This window comes from Sphingopyxis sp. J-6, from assembly GCF_046603995.1.
Classification (GTDB): Bacteria; Pseudomonadota; Alphaproteobacteria; order Sphingomonadales; family Sphingomonadaceae; genus Sphingopyxis.
Genome location: NZ_CP145810.1, coordinates 74,659 through 90,890, shown reverse-complemented (window position 1 = coordinate 90,890; position 16,232 = coordinate 74,659). Strand labels below are relative to the sequence as shown.

13 protein-coding genes are annotated in these 16,232 nt (G+C 65.2%); 6 read left to right on the top strand and 7 right to left on the bottom strand.

Annotated elements, in window-relative coordinates:
* Position 1: 1 nt before the first annotated feature.
* Positions 2 to 2,200 (top strand): M3 family metallopeptidase, encoded by a 2,199-nt coding sequence (locus V6U71_RS00475; protein ID WP_411340488.1) that lies wholly within the window; start codon positions 2 to 4, stop codon positions 2,198 to 2,200.
* A gap of 155 nt (positions 2,201 to 2,355) precedes the next feature.
* Here V6U71_RS00475 and V6U71_RS00470 read toward each other — a convergent pair whose 3' ends face one another.
* The 5 genes from V6U71_RS00470 to V6U71_RS00450 all read right to left on the bottom strand — a co-directional run bounded on the left by V6U71_RS00470 (position 2,356) and on the right by V6U71_RS00450 (position 6,287).
* A complete protein-coding gene (locus tag V6U71_RS00470; protein WP_411340487.1) occupies positions 2,356 to 4,128 on the bottom strand; it encodes a heparinase II/III family protein in 1,773 nt (590 codons plus the stop codon).
* Between the two features lie 3 nt (positions 4,129 to 4,131).
* Positions 4,132 to 4,821, bottom strand: coding sequence for a ribulose-phosphate 3-epimerase (rpe, locus tag V6U71_RS00465; RefSeq protein ID WP_411340486.1), 690 nt, complete (start codon positions 4,819 to 4,821; stop codon positions 4,132 to 4,134).
* Between the two features lie 96 nt (positions 4,822 to 4,917).
* Entirely contained in the window at positions 4,918 to 5,160 is a 243-nt protein-coding gene (locus V6U71_RS00460) for a hypothetical protein (protein ID WP_411340485.1), read from the bottom strand.
* Position 5,161: 1 nt separating this feature from the next.
* Positions 5,162 to 5,362 carry a toxin-antitoxin system HicB family antitoxin gene (locus tag V6U71_RS00455; protein ID WP_411340484.1) on the bottom strand — a complete coding sequence of 67 codons (201 nt, stop codon included), beginning with the start codon at positions 5,360 to 5,362 and terminating at the stop codon, positions 5,162 to 5,164.
* 22 nt (positions 5,363 to 5,384) lie between these two features.
* Positions 5,385 to 6,287: an SPFH domain-containing protein gene (locus V6U71_RS00450; RefSeq protein WP_411340483.1), complete on the bottom strand. Its 903-nt coding sequence runs from the start codon at positions 6,285 to 6,287 to the stop codon at positions 5,385 to 5,387.
* 434 nt (positions 6,288 to 6,721) lie between these two features.
* On the opposite strand from V6U71_RS00450, the gene V6U71_RS00445 reads away from it, so the two are divergent.
* The 5 genes from V6U71_RS00445 to V6U71_RS00425 all read left to right on the top strand — a co-directional run bounded on the left by V6U71_RS00445 (position 6,722) and on the right by V6U71_RS00425 (position 14,468).
* The gene (locus tag V6U71_RS00445) at positions 6,722 to 9,568 is read left to right on the top strand and encodes a TonB-dependent receptor (RefSeq protein WP_411340482.1); all 2,847 of its coding nucleotides are present in this window, start codon (positions 6,722 to 6,724) and stop codon (positions 9,566 to 9,568) included.
* On the top strand, positions 9,568 to 11,016 hold the full coding sequence (locus V6U71_RS00440) for a metallophosphoesterase (RefSeq protein WP_411340481.1): 1,449 nt from the start codon (positions 9,568 to 9,570) through the stop codon (positions 11,014 to 11,016). Before V6U71_RS00445 ends, V6U71_RS00440 begins: the two co-directional genes overlap by 1 nt.
* Positions 11,017 to 11,025: 9 nt before the next feature.
* Positions 11,026 to 12,042 (top strand): phytase, encoded by a 1,017-nt coding sequence (locus V6U71_RS00435; protein ID WP_411340480.1) that lies wholly within the window; start codon positions 11,026 to 11,028, stop codon positions 12,040 to 12,042.
* Positions 12,043 to 12,124: 82 nt separating this feature from the next.
* Positions 12,125 to 13,717 (top strand): bifunctional phosphoribosylaminoimidazolecarboxamide formyltransferase/IMP cyclohydrolase, encoded by a 1,593-nt coding sequence (purH, locus tag V6U71_RS00430; RefSeq protein ID WP_411340479.1) that lies wholly within the window; start codon positions 12,125 to 12,127, stop codon positions 13,715 to 13,717.
* A gap of 97 nt (positions 13,718 to 13,814) precedes the next feature.
* Positions 13,815 to 14,468 carry a YqaA family protein gene (locus V6U71_RS00425; protein WP_411342287.1) on the top strand — a complete coding sequence of 218 codons (654 nt, stop codon included), beginning with the start codon at positions 13,815 to 13,817 and terminating at the stop codon, positions 14,466 to 14,468.
* Between the two features lie 129 nt (positions 14,469 to 14,597).
* On the opposite strand, the gene V6U71_RS00420 is transcribed toward V6U71_RS00425, so the two are convergent.
* Positions 14,598 to 15,143: a VOC family protein gene (locus tag V6U71_RS00420; RefSeq protein WP_054586413.1), complete on the bottom strand. Its 546-nt coding sequence runs from the start codon at positions 15,141 to 15,143 to the stop codon at positions 14,598 to 14,600.
* The gene (gene hppD, locus V6U71_RS00415; RefSeq protein ID WP_411340477.1) at positions 15,140 to 16,231 is read right to left on the bottom strand and encodes a 4-hydroxyphenylpyruvate dioxygenase; all 1,092 of its coding nucleotides are present in this window, start codon (positions 16,229 to 16,231) and stop codon (positions 15,140 to 15,142) included. The genes V6U71_RS00420 and hppD overlap by 4 nt, the downstream gene beginning before the upstream one ends.
* Position 16,232: the final 1 nt, after the last annotated feature.

The window sequence follows — 16,232 nt, the reverse complement described above, 5'->3', positions numbered from 1 at the left end:
TATGTCGCGCCCCGCGCCCGCTGTCCGTCGCCGCCTGTCGATGATGCTTGCATCCACCGCGATGATCATGGGTTATACGATCATGGATATCCAGACCGCCTCCGCCGCCCAACCCGCCCCGGCTCCCGCCGCCACTGCACCCGCGGGCGACAATCCGATGCTCGCCAAATGGACCGGGCCGTTCGAGGGGGTGCCGCCGTGGGACAAGATGGACCCCGAACTCTTCCCCGACGCCTTCCAGAAGGCGATGGCCGAAACCAAGGCCGACGTGCAGGCGGTGATCGACAATCCTGCCGAACCGACCTTCGAAAACACCCATGTGCCGATGATGCTCGCCGGCGATACGATGGAACGGCTCTTCGCGCTGTGGGGCGTGCAGACGTCGAACAAGTCGAACGACCGCGTCGAGGACATCGACGCCGAATGGAGCCCCAAGCTCACTACTTTCTACACCGAGCTGTTCCTCGATCCCAAGCTCTTCGCCCGCTACAAGGCGGTGTATGACAAGCGCAATTCGAGCGGGCTCAACGCGCAGCAGATCCGCATCGTCGAGCGCAGCTATGACGAGATGGTGCGCGATGGCGCCAACCTTTCGGCGGCCGACAAGGCGAAGCTCGTCCAGATGAATTCGAAGCTGGAAGGCCTGTTCTCCGCTTTCTCGTCGAAGCTGCTCGGCGACGAAAAGCTCTACACCTTCGTCACCGACAAGAATGAACTCGCGGGGCTCGAACCCGGCTTCGTCGCCTCGCTCGCATCGGCTGCGGAATCGCAGGGCAAGCCCGGCCAGTGGGCAATCAAGAACACCCGGTCGTCGGCGCAGCCGGTGCTGCAGGGCGCAACGAACCGCGCGCTTCGCGAGCGCGTCTACAAGGCGTTTATCAGCCGCGGCGACAATGGCGACGCGAACGACACCAATGCGACGATCGTCGAGATATTGAAACTGCGCCAGCAGCGCGCCGAACTGCTCGGCTTTCCGACCCACGCGCATTACCGCATGGCCGACACGATGGCGAAGACGCCCGAAGCGGCGATGGGCCTGATGATGAAGGTCTGGCCTGCCGCGGTTGCGCGCGTGAAGGAAGAGGTCGCCGATATGCAGGCGATCGCCGATGCCGAAGCCAAAGCCGGCAATGGCCCGAAAATCACGATCGAACCGTGGGATTATCGCTTTTATTCGGAGAAGGTCCGCAAGGCGAAATACGACCTCGAGGAAAGCGAGGTGAAGCCCTATCTCCAGCTCGACAAGCTGCGCGACGCGATGTTCTGGTCGGCGGGGCAGCTCTATGATCTCGGTTTCCGCGAAAACACCGGCACGATCCCGGTCTTCGACCCCAAGGTCCGCACCTTCGAGGTCTATAACCTCAAGACGAACAAGAATGTCGGCGTCTTCTACCTCGACAATTTCGCGCGCGACGGCAAGCGCTCGGGCGCCTGGATGACGACCTATCGCAGCCAGCAGACGCTTGGCGGCGAGCGCAATGTGCTGGCGTCGAACAACAATAATTTCACCGAAGCGGCAAAAGGCGAGCCGACGCTGATCAGCCTCGACGACGCGCAGACGCTGTTCCACGAATTCGGCCACGGCATCCATTATCTGCTGCAGCACGTCACCTATCCCGCATTGGCAGGCGTGCCCCGCGACTTCGTCGAATATCCGAGCCAGGTGAACGAGAACTGGCTGATGACCCCCGAAGTGCTGTCGAAATATGCGACGCACTACAAGACGGGCGAGCCGATGCCGCAGGCGCTGGTCGACAAGATCCTTGCTTCCGACAAGTTCAATCAGGGGTTCAATACCGTCGAATATCTGGCGAGCGCGATCGTCGACATGAAACTGCACGACCGCAAGACGCCGCCGGCCGATGTCGATGCGTTCGAACGCGAAACCCTCGCCGAAATGGGCATGCCGAAGGAAATCGTCATGCGGCACCGCCTGCCGCAGTTCGGCCACCTGTTCAGCAGCGACGCCTATTCGGCGGGCTATTACAGCTATCTCTGGTCCGAAACGATGGATGCCGACACCTGGGCGGCCTTCACCGAAGCGGGCGGCCCGTGGGACCGCACGGTCGCCGACAAGTTCCGCACCATCCTGTTGATGACCGGCAACGAAACCGACCGCGCCGAAGCCTATCGCGCGTTCCGCGGCCGCGACCCTGATGTGTCGGCGCTGCTGAGGAAGCGGGGCTTCCCGGTGGAGTAGGATTGGTCGGGAGCGGCCAGAGGCCGATCCATCTGCCATCGTCACCCCGGACTTGATCCGGGGTCCATGACTTCGGCGCTGCCGTGGATCCCGGATCAAGTCCGGGATGACGAAGCTGGGCTAGGGCGTGGAAGCTGGGCCAGGGCGTGATTGCCCTAGCCGATATGCTTGAAGATCCAGCCGATGCTCGCGCCGCCCGCGGGCGCGATGCCGGTGACGACGAGCTGTTCGCCCGGGTGCGGGCGGCCCTCGCCGTCGACCCACAGGCTTTCCTCGATTTCGAGCGCGCCTTCGGAGGTGCGGAACTGCCACAGCGGCCCGCCCGCGATGCGGAGCAGCGCGCCGAGCCGGTCGGCGGTCAGGCTGGCCGACAGATTGGGGCCGAGGTGGAAGCGCAGCGCAAAGCCCTTGTCGCCCTTGCGCCGCGTGCGCGGGGCGGGGAGCAGCATGTCCTCGCCGCGCAGTTCGCGGCCGTTGGGCGACAGGATCAGAAGGCGGCGATGGATCAGCCCGTGGCGGCGCGCATAGCCGTCATGGCTCATCTCCAGCCGGCTGCCCTGCGGCGTTTCGCGGCGGTCGAGCTCGACCTCGGTCACCCCCTTGCCGAGCGAGCCATTGGCGAGAATCGCGGTCGAATTGCTGTCGGCGAGGATCAATGTCGAATGCGCAGCCGTAGTGCGGAGCCCACGCGCCAGATCGGCGGGGATCGTCGCGCCGGTGAGCGCCGCGCCGCCGCAATTGACGACGATGCGTTCGTCGCCGTCGCTGAGTTCGAAAGCGAGCGTCGAGGCGCAGCCCGCCTCGGTCACGCGGGCGATCGGCGGCGGCGCCGCATCGGCGAGCAGCACGACCTTGTTGGCGACGAGCCGCTGATAGCCCCAGTCGCGCGCCTGCTTGAGCGGGCGGGTGCGGACGCCGCTGGCCCGGACGATCGCCTGGATGTCGCTCGCCGACGTCGCGCCGCTGCCCTGCCAGCTCCCCATCCCGCCATCGCTGTGGGTCAGGCCGAGCAGCGCGGGGACGGCGCGCGCCAGCACCTCCTGCACGAAAGGCGGCACTTCCATGCGGCGCATCTCGTAGATTTTGGCGAGCATCGACAGCGCCATGATCGCATCGAGCTGCGCCTGCGGCGAGCGCGAGATATTGCCGCCGTCGGCGTAGAAGCTCGTCTCGAGCACCTTGCGGAGCCCCGCCTCGCCGAACACCTGCCGCGGCTCGCCGCCGGGCATCAGTAGCGATGCGGCGACGATGCCGACCCACGCCACCATCTGGCCAATGCCGGGGCGCGTCTTGTCGGCGACGCGGTCGAGATGGCGTGCCGCGCGCGCCAGATGATTGAGCACCGCCGAGCGATAGATGAGGTCGCTCGACGACAGGATCAGCGGCGCGTGCGCGGCCCAGAACAGGATGCGCCAGCCGGTATTGTCGGCCTGCCACGCGGGCTCGCTGACCGCTTCGCCATGCACGCCCAGCCATTGCCGCACCATCGTCTCGGCAATCGGCACGCCGTCGGACCGCGTGCCGGTGGCGGCGAGATCGCGCAGCCACGCAAAGCTGTGCAGATAATCGGCGAAGGTCGGCACGACGTCGAGATTGGCGAAATCGAGTTCATGGAGCGGCAGCTTGAGTCCGCGATGGAGGAAGTGGCCGGCGCGGATCGCCGTCCCCGCGCGGGTGTCGCCGGGCACCGGATCCTCGGGCACGCCGAGCAGCTTGAGCGGGAAGCGGCCCTTGAGGCGGAAGGCGTGGAGCGGGGTGCGCCAGGTCAGCCGCGTAATCTGGTTGGCGATCCGGTCGCCGAGCGACAGCCCCTTGTCGGCGGGCAGGCGGATCAGGCGTTTGCCGGGCTCGATGGTGTCGTCGAGCGCATCGGCGTCGGCAGCGGCGTCCGGCTCATGATCTTTGGGAGCGATCACCGGCTTCACCATTCCTCAGGCGCCGCCGCGCAGCCGCCGGATATTGTCGGCATAGGCATCGGGGCCGCCCTTGAAGGTCGCGGTCCCCGCGACGAGCACATCGGCGCCCGCCGCAATCGCCAGCGGCGCGGTGCCCGCGTCGATGCCGCCGTCGACCTCGAGGCGGATGTCACGCCCCGACTTGTCGATCATCTTGCGCACCGCCTCGATCTTGCGAAGCTGGCTGGAAATGAAGCTCTGGCCGCCGAAACCCGGATTGACGCTCATGATCAGGACAAGGTCGATGTCGTCGATCAGATAGTCGAGCATCTTCGCCGGGGTGCCCGGATTGAGCGAGACGCCCGCCTGCTTGCCGAGCGACTTGATGTGCTGGACGGTGCGGTGGATATGCGGCCCCGCCTCGGGGTGGACGGTGATGATGTCGGCGCCCGCCGCCGCAAAGGCGTCGAGGAAATGGTCGACCGGGCTGATCATCAGATGGACATCGAAGGGCAGCGTCGAGTGCGGGCGCAGCGCCTTCACCACCATCGGGCCGATCGTCAGATTGGGGACATAATGGCCGTCCATGACGTCGATATGCACCCAGTCGGCGCCGGCGGCCTCGATGGCGCGCACCTCTTCGCCCAGCCGCGCAAAATCGGCGCTGAGGATCGACGGGGCGATGCGGACGGGGGCGGCTGGGGACGTTGATGGGTCGGCGGTCATGGACCGGCCTTAACCATCAACTTACCAGGGGGCAAGCGGCGGAAAGGCCCTGACAAGGCCGCATGCCACGAATGTTCGCCGGGGCGACAAAAAAGCCTAACGCCAGTGCCAGCCGCCCGCAGTTTTGGCGCGATAAAGCGGCATTGGGGCGAGGCCGGCGATGACGACCGCGAACGGCAACAGGAGGGGCCGGCCCTGCAAGAGGACGGCCACGCCGGTGATCGACGCGATATGCAGGGCCAGCATCGCCCAGCCCTGCCAGGCGATTGGCATGCCGGTGCCATAGCCGCGACGCTTGGGGCGGAACCACGGGCGGTCGTCCAGGAGCAGGTGGAGCATCTCAATTCTCCTTCGGCGGCCGGCCGCGCTTCGCGGGCACCGGCGCCTTGACGCCCACGCCGCGCCGCGCGAGCGCTTCGCGGAGCAATACCTCGATTTCGGCATTGGCGCTGCGCAGTTCGGCGGCCGCGATCCGTTCGATCGCCGCGTAAAGCGCGGGATCGAGGCGGAGTGCGAAAGCTTTTTTGGCAGGCGCCGGCATAGTTCGTCTCGCTACGCCGGGATCAATAGAGCGAGCCGGCGTTGACCACCGGATGCGTATCGCGTTCGCTGCACAGCACAACCATCAGGTTCGACACCATCGCGGCGCGGCGCTCGTCATCGAGGTGAACGACGCCCTTGGCACTCAATTGGTCGAGCGCCATCTCGACCATGCCGACCGCGCCCTCGACGAGCTTCTTGCGCGCCGAGATCACCGCCTCGGCCTGCTGGCGACGCAGCATCGCACCGGCGATTTCCTGCGCATAGGCGAGATGCGTCAGCCCGCATTCGTCGACGGTGATCCCCGCGACGCTCAGCCGTTCGATCAGCGCCTTGCGGAGTTCGACCCCGACCTCGTCATGGTTGCCACGCAGGGTGATTTCCTGATGCTCGATATCGTCATAGGGATAGCGCGAACCGATCGAGCGCACCGCCGCCTCGATCTGCGCCATGACGAATTCCTTGTAGTCGTCGACATCGAACAACGCCTGCGCGGTGTCGGTGACCCGCCATACCACCTGCGCCGCCATCTCGATCGGATTGCCGCGCAGGTCGTTGACCTTGATCTTGTCCGAAATGACGTTGTTGGCGCGGACCGCGATCTTCTTGCGCGACAGCCAGGGCAGGATCCAGCGCAGCCCTTCCTGCCGGTCGGTCCCCTTATAGGCACCGAACAGCTGGATCGCCGCGGCTTCGTTGGGGTTGATGAGGTAAAAGCCGCAGAGGATGAGCGTGCCGGCAAAGGCGCTGACGCCCAGCACGACCCACTTCCATGCGACCTCGCCTCCCCCGTTGATGTTGGTGATAAGCGCCCAAGCGGCGACGCCGAGCAGCGCCAGCCAGATCAGCAGCATCAGATAGCCGCTTTGCGTATTCGCGCGTGTCTCGCGACTGCGGTTCAGCGCGGGTGTTCCCGTATCGACCATATTTCCCTCCGAATCACTCGATATAATTATGATATCATATTTATATCGAATTGGCGTGAGGTCAATTGGATTCGGGGCGCTGGAATGCGATGGCGGCTTAGGGTGGGAAGCGGGCATTCCCGTCTCTCACTTTCGTCATCCCGGACTTGATCCGGGATCCACCGCGGCGCCGAAGTCATGGACCGCGGATCAAGTCCGGGGTGACGAAGAGGAAAATGCCTGCCTTCAGCCGAGCGCCGCCCTTCGATCCGCGTGAAATTTTCCCCGATGCCAACTTCCCCCCGATTTCGCCGACTTGCCCGACACCGCTTACCTTCTGTTGCAGTCGTGTGACAGTCGCGTAACACAGCGGTCACAGAGCGCTGTCACTGGCCCCCTCGACTCGCCGGGAGCCAACAGGCCCCGGCGATTAATCGCACTCCTCGGGGGACATCATGCACCAGCTTCGTACCGTTCGTTCACGCATCCTGCTCGGCACCTGCCTTTCGCTCGCCGCCGCCCTTCCCGTCACCGCGTACGCCGGCGACCTCACCGGGTCGGTAACCGACGCCAGCGACACGCGCGCGCTGCAGGGGGCGCAGCTTCGCATCGTCGAACTCGGCCGCGTCGCCGAAGCCGATCGCGACGGCAGCTTCCGCTTCGCCGACGTGCCTGCCGGCACCTATACGCTCGAAGCCCGCTATGTCGGCGCCGAACCGCGCACCCAGACGATCAGCGTCCCCGAAAGCGGCAATCTGAGCGTGAAGGTCGTCCTCGGCACCGACGACAGCATCCTCGTCCTCGGCCAGTCAGCGACGCAGGCGAGCGCGCTGTCGCGCCAGAAAGCCGCCGACGGCGTCGAAAGCGTGCTGACCCGCGACGCGGTCGGCCAGTTCCCCGACCAGAATGTCGCCGAATCGCTGCGCCGTCTGCCCGGCATCAACATCCTCAACGATCAGGGCGAGGGCCGCTTCGTCTCGGTCCGCGGCCTCGACCCCGAACTCAACGCGACCTCGGTCAACGGCGTTCGCCTGCCCGCGCCCGAAAGCGACGTCCGCTCGGTCGCGCTCGACGTGATCTCGAGCGACAGCATCGAATCGATCGAGGTCAAGAAGTCGCTGACCCCCGACATGGACGCCGACACGATCGGCGCGTCGATCGAAATCCACACGACCAGCGCCTTCGAGCGCCGCAAGAACCTGCTGACCGCAAAGGTCGAGGGCAGCTATAACGATTATTCGGAAAAGCTGACGCCGAAGGGCAGCATCGATTTCGCGCAGCGGCTGTCGGACAATGTCGGCATTTCGGGCGGCATCTCCTATTATCAGCGCAAGTTCGAGACCGACAATGTCGAGGCCGACGGCTGGGACGTGAACGACGACGGCCAGATCACGACCGAAGAGGTCAATTATCGCGACTATGACGTCGAGCGGAAGCGCCTGTCGGCGAACCTGAACCTCGATTTCCGCGTCGGTTCGTCGACCAAGCTCTATGCCCGCGGCATCTACAGCCAGTTCGACGACCAGGAATATCGCCGCGAGACGAGCCTGAAGCTCGAGGATGCTGGCGAGATCACCGGTACCGGTGCCGATCTCGTCTACAGCGACGCCGACGGTGAAATCGGGATCCAGCGCTCGCTCAAGGATCGCTTCGAGCGCCAGCGCATCCGCAGCATCGCACTGGGCGGCGAGACCGACAGCAACGGATGGCACGCCAAATATTCGGTGAGCTATGCGAAATCGACCGAGCGCGAGAACGGCTCGATCGACCCCGCCAACTTCGAGCGGACCTTCGAAGACGAAGGCCTCGAGCTCGGCCTCGACTTCGCCGACCCGCGCCGGCCGCGCTACACGGTCGGCGGCAGCGCCGGGGCGATCGCCGATTTCGCCGATCCATCGCAATATGAACTCGACAGCGTCCAGGTCACCGGCCTGTCGGCTTCGCAGGACGAAGAATGGGGCGCCCGGTTCGATCTCGGCCGCGAATTCGTGACGGACGGCGGCAGCTTTACCGTCCAGGCCGGCGCCAAGGGCCGCTGGCGCGACAAGAGCTACAATCTCGAAACCCAATATTGGGAAATGGACGACCTGACGATGGCCGACCTCGTCGGCGGCCAGACCTATCGCATCACCGATATTTCGCCGGTGCTCGACAAGCGCGGCGTGCGCCGCTTCTTCAACGCCGACCGCGACGCTTTCGAACTCAACGAACTCGATTCGCTGTTCGACTCGACGGTCGAGGATTATTCGGTGAGCGAGGACGTCATGGCCGGCTACCTGCTCGGCCGCTGGGACAGCGCGACGCTCCGCGTCATCGGCGGCGTCCGTTATGAGCACACCAAGAACGACATCCGCGCCAACACCGTCACGCTGATCGAAGAGGGCGGCGAACTGCCCGACGGATCGGAAGCCGAGGACGATACGGTCATCAGCGTGCCGAACCAGTTCAAGCGCAATTACGACCATTGGCTGCCCAGCCTGACCGTCCGCTGGGAGCCGCAGCAGAATCTCGTGCTGCGTGCGGCGGGCTACAAGAGCCTTGTCCGCCCCAAGCTGTCGAAGCTCGCACCGCGCTTCACGATCGAACAGAATGACGACAACGAGCGCGAAGGCGAGTTTGGCAACCCCGACCTCAAGCCCTATGAAGCGTGGAACTTCGACGCCGGGGTCGAATATTATCTCCCGAACAACGGCGCGCTTTCGGCGGGCGTCTTCTACAAGGATGTGAAGAACTTCATCGTCGACACCAACCTCGAGGATGCCGGCACCTACAACGGCATCGCCTATGACGAGGCGACGATCCCGATCAACGGCGACAGCGCCAAGATCTGGGGCCTCGAACTCAGCTATACGCAGGCGCTGCGCTTCCTGCCCGCGCCGTTCGACGGGCTGCTGGTCAACGCGAACTACACCTACACCGACGCGACCGGCCATGTGCCGATCGACGGCGACATCACCGACCTGCGCAAGATTCGCCTGCCGTCGGCCTCGAAACACACGTTCAACGCGGCGCTGGGTTACGAGAAGGGCCCGGTCTCGCTCCGGCTTGCCGGCACCTATCGTTCCAAATATCTCGACGAGCTGGGCGACGACGCACCCGAGGATCGCATCATCGACAATCATTTCCAGCTCGACCTGTCGGCGAAATATGATGTCACCAAGCAGGTGCAGGTGTTCTACGAATGGGTGAATATCAACAATGCCAAATATTATGCCTACAACAATGTCGGCGCCCGGCAGAACCTGCTCCAGTTCGAGCAATATAAATGGACGATGAAGTTCGGCGCGCGGGTCAAATTCTGATGCCGCAGCGTATCGCCCTGCCGCTGCTCGCGGCAGGGATGGCGCTCTGGGGCGGGCCCGCGCTTTCCGCCGAACCGGCGACCGCGCGCTTCCCGATCGTGACGCAGACGGAGGATGGCGCCCCCATCCCCCGCTCTGCCGGCCTTCCCTACGCGCCGAAGAATCTTCCCGACCGCATCGTCCTGACGCCGGGCTCCGACCCGGCGCGCGAGATGGCGGTCGCCTTTCGCACCGACACCGCGCAGGCCGAGTCCCAGGCCCAGATCGCGGTGTCGGTCGATGGGCCGACGCTCGAGGAAAAGGCAAGGCTGGTCGGCGGCAAGGCGATGCCCGTCGCCAGCAGCTATGGCCGCGCCCTCTATCACCAGATCCGTTTCACCGGCCTGACCCCCGACACCGCCTATACCTATCGCGTCAAGGGCGCGGCGGGGTGGAGCGAATGGTATCAGTTCCGTACCGCGGCCGACGACGCCAGGCCCTTCCGCTTCCTCTATCTCGGCGACATTCAGAACGGCATCCTCACCTACGCCAGCCGCGTCATCCGCCAGGCGTTCCACGCCAATGGCGACATCCGCCTCGTCGTCCACGCCGGCGACCTTGTCGCGCAGCGCGATGACCTTGACCACGACGACGAATGGGGCGAGTGGAATCAGGCCGGCGGCTATAATTATGCGATCGTCCCGCAGGTACCGGCGACGGGCAATCACGAATATATCGACGATGTGCAGCCCGACGGCAGCGAGGTCTACCGGCTCGGTCCCTATTGGCCCGCGCAGTTCGCGCTGCCCGCGAACGGTGCCGATCCGGTGAAGGCAACGACCTATTATACCGATTATCAGGGCGTCCGCTTCATCGTCCTCGACGGCACCGCCGCGATCAACCTCGGATCGATGCAGGCGCAGACCGACTGGCTCGACAAGACGCTGGCGTCGAGCAAGGCGAACTGGAACGTCGTGCTGTTCCATCAACCCGTCTTCACCTGCGCCCGCCCGAACGACACGGCAGAGATCAAGGCAGCATGGAAGCCGGTGTTCGACAAGCGCAAGGTCGATCTGGTGCTGCAGGGCCACGACCATTGCTACAGCCGCCTGACGTCGGAAGCCGGCCGCGAGGCGAGCGCCAAGGCGCGCGCCGACGGCACGGTCCAGGGCCCGGTCTATCTGGTGTCGGTGACCGGGTCGAAAATGTACGCGCTCAACGACCGTACGCCGTGGCAGCCCGACAAGGTCGCCGAGGCGACCGAGCTATACCAGATCGTCGACGTCGATCCGAAGAAGCTCCGTTTCCGCACCTTCACGGCGTCGGGCAAGCTTTACGACGGCTTCGACCTCGAACGGACCGGGGATGGCAACCGGCTCATCGAGATCGACGAACCGACGCTTGCCGCGCGGCGCTGTACGGGCGATGTCGGTCCCGATGGCGGCGCCTGCGTCGCACGGGCAAAATAGGGAAAGATCATGCGCCGGATTCCGAGGCCGTTCCTCCTGTCGACCTTCGCGCTCGCCCTAGCGGGGTGTGCGGCGGGCGGAGCAAAGCCGGTGATCGCCGGCCTGCCGCCGGTGCCGGTGGCCGCGAGCGGCGAAACCGACCCTGTCGGAACGGGGAAGGCCGACGCCGCCGACGATCCGGCAATCTGGGTCGATCCGGCCAATCCGGCGCGCGCGCTGATCATCGCGACCGACAAGAAGGCGGGCATCCACATCTATGACCTCGCCGGCAAGGACATTGCCTTCGTCAAGGGCGGGCTGGTCAACAATGTCGATGTCGTGGGCAACATCGTCGCCGCGAGCGACCGCAACGACGGCGTCAACGCGCATATCGCGCTGTTTCGGCTCGATCCCGACAAGCCTTCGCTGACCGCGCTCGGCCGCGCCGCCGCGGGGACGGGCGAAGCCTATGGCTTCTGCTTCAGGAAAACGGCGCCAGGCGAGCCGCTCACCGCCGCGCTGATCCTGAAGGACGGCACGATCCGCGTCGGCCCGCTGACACTTTCCGACGACGCCGCGCCGAGTTTCGAGGTCGATTGGGAAGCGAAGGTTCCGACGCAGGCCGAAGGCTGCGTCTTCGATGGCGACACGCTGTATGTGGGCGAAGAAGACGCCGGGATCTGGAAGCTGCGGCGCGACTATGCCGGGCTCGTCGCGCGCGTCGACAACGAGCGGCTCGTCGCCGACGTCGAGGGGCTGGCGACGATCGACCACAAGGGACAGCACTATCTGATCGCGTCGAGCCAGGGCGACAACGCCTATGCGGTCTTTCGCCTGCCCGCGATGGATTATGTCGGGCGTTTCGCGATCGCTGCCGGGACATATGGCGCGACCAGCGAGACCGACGGGATCGAAGCCGTCGCGGGCCATTTCGGCGCGGAGTATCCGGACGGCCTGTTCCTCGCGCAGGACGGCGATAACGCGCCCGCCGCGCAGAACTTCAAACTGGTTCGCTGGGACCGCATCGCGGCGGCGCTGGGGCTTTAAAAACCGCCCCGCGGGGTTGCGATACGGGCAGCGCACGCCTAGGGGAGCCGCGTCTTTCCCGTCAGCCGAGGCCACCCGTCCCATGACCGACCTGATTCCCGTCCGCCGCGCCTTGCTGTCCGTCAGCGACAAGGCGGGGCTCGCCGAGCTTGCCGCCGCGCTCGTCCGTCACGGCGTCGAGCTGGTGTCGACCGGCGGCACCGCAAAGGCGCTGCGCGAAGCGGGGCACAATGTCCTCGACGTCGCCGACCTCACCGGCTTCCCCGAAATGATGGACGGCCGCGTCAAGACGCTGCACCCGACCGTCCACGGCGGCATCCTCGCCGTCCGCGACGACGCGGCGCATGTCGCATCGATGGAGGAACATGGCATCGGCGCGATCGACCTCGTCGTCGTCAACCTCTACCCCTTCCTCCAGACCGTCATGAGCGGCGCCGACCGCGATACGATCATCGAGAATATCGACATCGGCGGCCCTGCGATGGTCCGCTCCTCGGCAAAGAACCACGCCTTCGTCGGCATCGTCACCGAGCCCGAGGATTATGCGGCGGTGATCGAAGAGATGGACGCCAATGGCGGCGCCACGACGCTGACGCTGCGCAAGCGGCTCGCCGCGACCGCCTTTGCGCACACCGCGACCTATGACGGGATGATCGCGAGCTGGTTCGCCTTCGCCGATCAGGGCAAGCTGTTCCCCGACACGCTGCCGCTGACCGCCAAGCTCGCCAACGAACTCCGCTATGGCGAGAACCCGCACCAGAAGGCGGCGCTCTACCTCCCCGCCGGTCCCGCCGCGCGCGGCATCGCGCAGGCCGAGCAGGTGCAGGGCAAGGAGCTCAGCTACAACAATATCAACGATGCCGACGCGGCGCTTGAGCTGGTCGCCGAGTTCCGCGAGGCCGATCCGACCTGCGTCATCGTCAAGCATGCCAACCCGTGCGGCGTCGCGAGCGCCGCGACGATCGCCGAGGCCTATGACGCGGCGCTGAAATGCGACGATGTCTCGGCCTTCGGCGGCATCATCGCGGTCAACCGGCCGCTCGACGGCGCGACCGCCGAACTGATCAGCGGTATCTTCACCGAAGTCGTCTGCGCGCCCGACGCCGACGCCGATGCGCGTGCGGTGTTCGCGAAGAAGAAGAATCTCCGCCTGCTGCTGACCGGCGAACTGCCCGACCCGGCGCGCGGCGGGCTGATGATGAAGACGATCGCCGGCGGCTGGCTGGCGCAGAGCCGCGACAATGGCCGCATCACGCGCGCCGACCTGCAGGTCGTCACCGACCGCGCGCCGACCGAGGAAGAGCTCACCGACGCGCTGTTTGCGTGGACGATCGCCAAGCATGTCAAATCGAACGCGATCGTCTATGCCAAGGGCGGCGCGACCGCGGGCATCGGCGCGGGCCAGATGAACCGCCGCGACAGCGCGCGCATCGCCGCCGTCAAGGCACGCGAAGCGGCGGAATCGCATGGCTGGACAGAGCCACGCACCGTCGGCAGCGCGGTCGCGAGCGACGCCTTCTTCCCCTTCGCCGACGGCCTGCTGGCGGCGGTCGAGGCGGGCGCCACCTGCGTCATCCAGCCGGGCGGTTCGATCCGCGACGACGAGGTGATCGCGGCCGCCAACGCGGCAGGCCTTGCGATGGTGTTCACGGGAATGCGCCACTTCCGCCACTGACCGGCTCGACTTCGCGCCGGGGCGGCGGCATAGAGGCGTCGCAGCGAAATCCTCGCGCCAAAGGACCAGCATGACCGAAATCGTCCGCAAGCCGTCGATCATCCAGCGGCTCTACAACTGGACGATGGAGAAGTCGGCGCACCCGCACGCCGAGTTCTGGCTGGCGCTGGTGTCCTTCGTCGAGGCGAGCTTCTTTCCGATTCCGCCGCATCCGCTGCTCGGGCTGATGTGCCTCGCCAACCCGAAAAAGGCAGTGCGCTATGCGATCATCTGCACGCTCGCCTCGGTCGCGGGCGGCATCTTCGGTTATGGAATCGGCTTCTTCCTCTATGAGAGCGTCGGGCTGTGGCTGCTCGGGGTGCTCGGGCTGACCGATGCCTTTCCGCCGGCCGCCTGTTATCTGCGGCAGTATGGTGCCGAGATCATCCTGATCAAGGGCGCGACGCCGATCCCGTTCAAGCTGCTGACGATCACCGCCGGCTTCATCCACATGAATTTCTGGACCTTCCTGTGGGCGAGCCTCGCGAGCCGGGCCTTTTCCTTCATGCTCGTCGGCGTCCTGTTCCGGCTGTTCGGGGCGCCGATCAAGGCGTTCATCGACAAATATCTGATCTGGGTCACCGGCGCGTTCGTCGTCGCCGTCGTCGCAGGCTTCCTCGCCATCGGCGCGCTGTCGGGCAACAAGGGCGAAAAGAAGGTCGACGCCTGCAGCGGCGCGACGCTGGAGAGCATCGGGCTCGACCGGGCGTAGGATTGCCGAACCCCGCCCATCCCTCGTCATCCCGGACCTGATCCGGGATCCATTGACGCGACGCTGGGATCATGGACCCCGGATCAAGTCCGGGGTGACGAAGAAAGAGAGTCGCTTTCCCGGCAGGTTCTACTCGTTCGCCGCCGTATGCAGCCAGTCGGCGTGGCGCGGCGCCTTTTTGGTCCGGCTCCATTCCTCGAGCATCAGCGGCGCGACGCGCTTCAGCTCGGCATATTGCTCGTCGGTGCCGATATCGCAGGCGAGTTCGACGCGGTGGCCGTTGGGGTCGAAGAAATAGATCGACTTGAAGATGCCGTGATGCGTCGGACCGAGCACGTCGATGCCGTTCGCCTCCAGATGCGCCTTCGCCTGGACCAGTTCGTCATAGCTGCCGACCTTGAACGCCAGATGCTGCACCCACTGCGGCGTATTCTCGTCGCGGCCCATGTCAGGCTGGTTGGGCAGCTCGAAAAAGGCGAGAATGTTGCCGTTCCCCGCATCGAGGAAGACGTGCATATAGGGATCATATTCGCCGGTCGACGGCACATGATCCTCGGCAAAGGCGGTCGTGTAGGTCATGCCGAGCATGCGCTCATACCACTCGACCGTCGCCTTCGCGTCCTTGCAGCGATAGGCGGCGTGGTGGACGCCGCCCAGTTTGATCGGGCTGGTCATTCGGCGGGTTCCGTTTCGACATTGAGCGCGCCGCGGCGAATCTGGTCCATTTCGAGCGACTTGAACAAGGCGGTGAAATTGCCCTCGCCGAAGCCCTCGTCCTTCTTGCGCTGGATGAATTCGAAGAAGACCGGGCCGATCACCGTCTGCCCGAAGATCTGAAGCAGCAGGCGCGGGTCGCCCTCGGTCGTCGATCCGTCGAGCAGGATACCGCGCGACTGGAGTTCATCGACCGGCTCGCCGTGGCCCGGCAAGCGATCGGCAAGCATCTCGTAATAGGTCGCCGGCGGCGACGGCGCGAACGGATTGCCGAGCGCGGCGAGATTGTCCCACGACGCGTAAAGATCGTCGCAGCTGAACGCGATATGCTGGATGCCCTCGCCATTATAGGCGCGCAGATATTCCTCGATCTGGCCGCCGCCGCCGGCGCCCTCTTCGTTCAGCGGAATGCGGATCTTGCCGTCGGGGGCGGTCATCGCCTTCGAGGTCAGGCCGGTATATTCGCCCTTGATGTCGAAATAGCGGATCTCGCGGAAACCGGCGATCCGCTCATAGAAGGCCGCCCAATGCGCCATGCGGCCGCCATAGACATTGTGCGTCAGGTGATCGATGACCTTGAGCCCGGCGCCCACCGGGTTCCGATCGACACCCTCTTCATAGACGAAATCGATGTCGTAGATGCTGAGGTCGTCGCCATAACGGTCGATCAGATAGATGATCGAACCGCCGATGCCGCGGATCGCGGGAAGCTGCAATTCCATCGGCCCCGCCTTGACCTCGACCGGCTCGGCGCCGCGCGCCAGCGCTTCCGAATAGGCCTTCGCGGCATCGCGCACGCGCCAACCCATGCCACACGCCGAAGGACCATGCTCGGCGGCGAAATAGGCGGCGGGCGATTTGGGTTCGTAATTGGCGATCAGGTTGATCCCGCCCTGCCGCCACAATTCGACGTCCTTCGACCGGTGCCGCGCGATGCGGGTGAAGCCCATGCGTTCGAACACCGGCTCGAGCATGCCCTTCTCGGGCGCCGAAAATTCGACGAATTCAAAGCCGTCGAGGCCCAGCGGATTATCGAACAGGTCGGCCATT

Bases quoted from the DNA above. Each gene is read 5' to 3' on its own strand.
- V6U71_RS00435 (WP_411340480.1), top strand. From the start codon at position 11,026: ATGCGCCGGATTCCGAGGCCGTTCCTCCTGTCGACCTTCGCGCTCGCC.
- V6U71_RS00470 (WP_411340487.1), bottom strand. From the start codon at position 4,128: ATGGTGAAGCCGGTGATCGCTCCCAAAGATCATGAGCCGGACGCCGCT.
- V6U71_RS00455 (WP_411340484.1), bottom strand. From the start codon at position 5,362: ATGCCGGCGCCTGCCAAAAAAGCTTTCGCACTCCGCCTCGATCCCGCG.
- purH (WP_411340479.1), top strand. From the start codon at position 12,125: ATGACCGACCTGATTCCCGTCCGCCGCGCCTTGCTGTCCGTCAGCGAC.
- V6U71_RS00440 (WP_411340481.1), top strand. From the start codon at position 9,568: ATGCCGCAGCGTATCGCCCTGCCGCTGCTCGCGGCAGGGATGGCGCTC.
- hppD (WP_411340477.1), bottom strand. From the start codon at position 16,231: ATGGCCGACCTGTTCGATAATCCGCTGGGCCTCGACGGCTTTGAATTC.
- V6U71_RS00450 (WP_411340483.1), bottom strand. From the start codon at position 6,287: ATGGTCGATACGGGAACACCCGCGCTGAACCGCAGTCGCGAGACACGC.
- V6U71_RS00445 (WP_411340482.1), top strand. From the start codon at position 6,722: ATGCACCAGCTTCGTACCGTTCGTTCACGCATCCTGCTCGGCACCTGC.
- V6U71_RS00475 (WP_411340488.1), top strand. From the start codon at position 2: ATGTCGCGCCCCGCGCCCGCTGTCCGTCGCCGCCTGTCGATGATGCTT.
- V6U71_RS00420 (WP_054586413.1), bottom strand. From the start codon at position 15,143: ATGACCAGCCCGATCAAACTGGGCGGCGTCCACCACGCCGCCTATCGC.
- V6U71_RS00460 (WP_411340485.1), bottom strand. From the start codon at position 5,160: ATGCTCCACCTGCTCCTGGACGACCGCCCGTGGTTCCGCCCCAAGCGT.
- rpe (WP_411340486.1), bottom strand. From the start codon at position 4,821: ATGACCGCCGACCCATCAACGTCCCCAGCCGCCCCCGTCCGCATCGCC.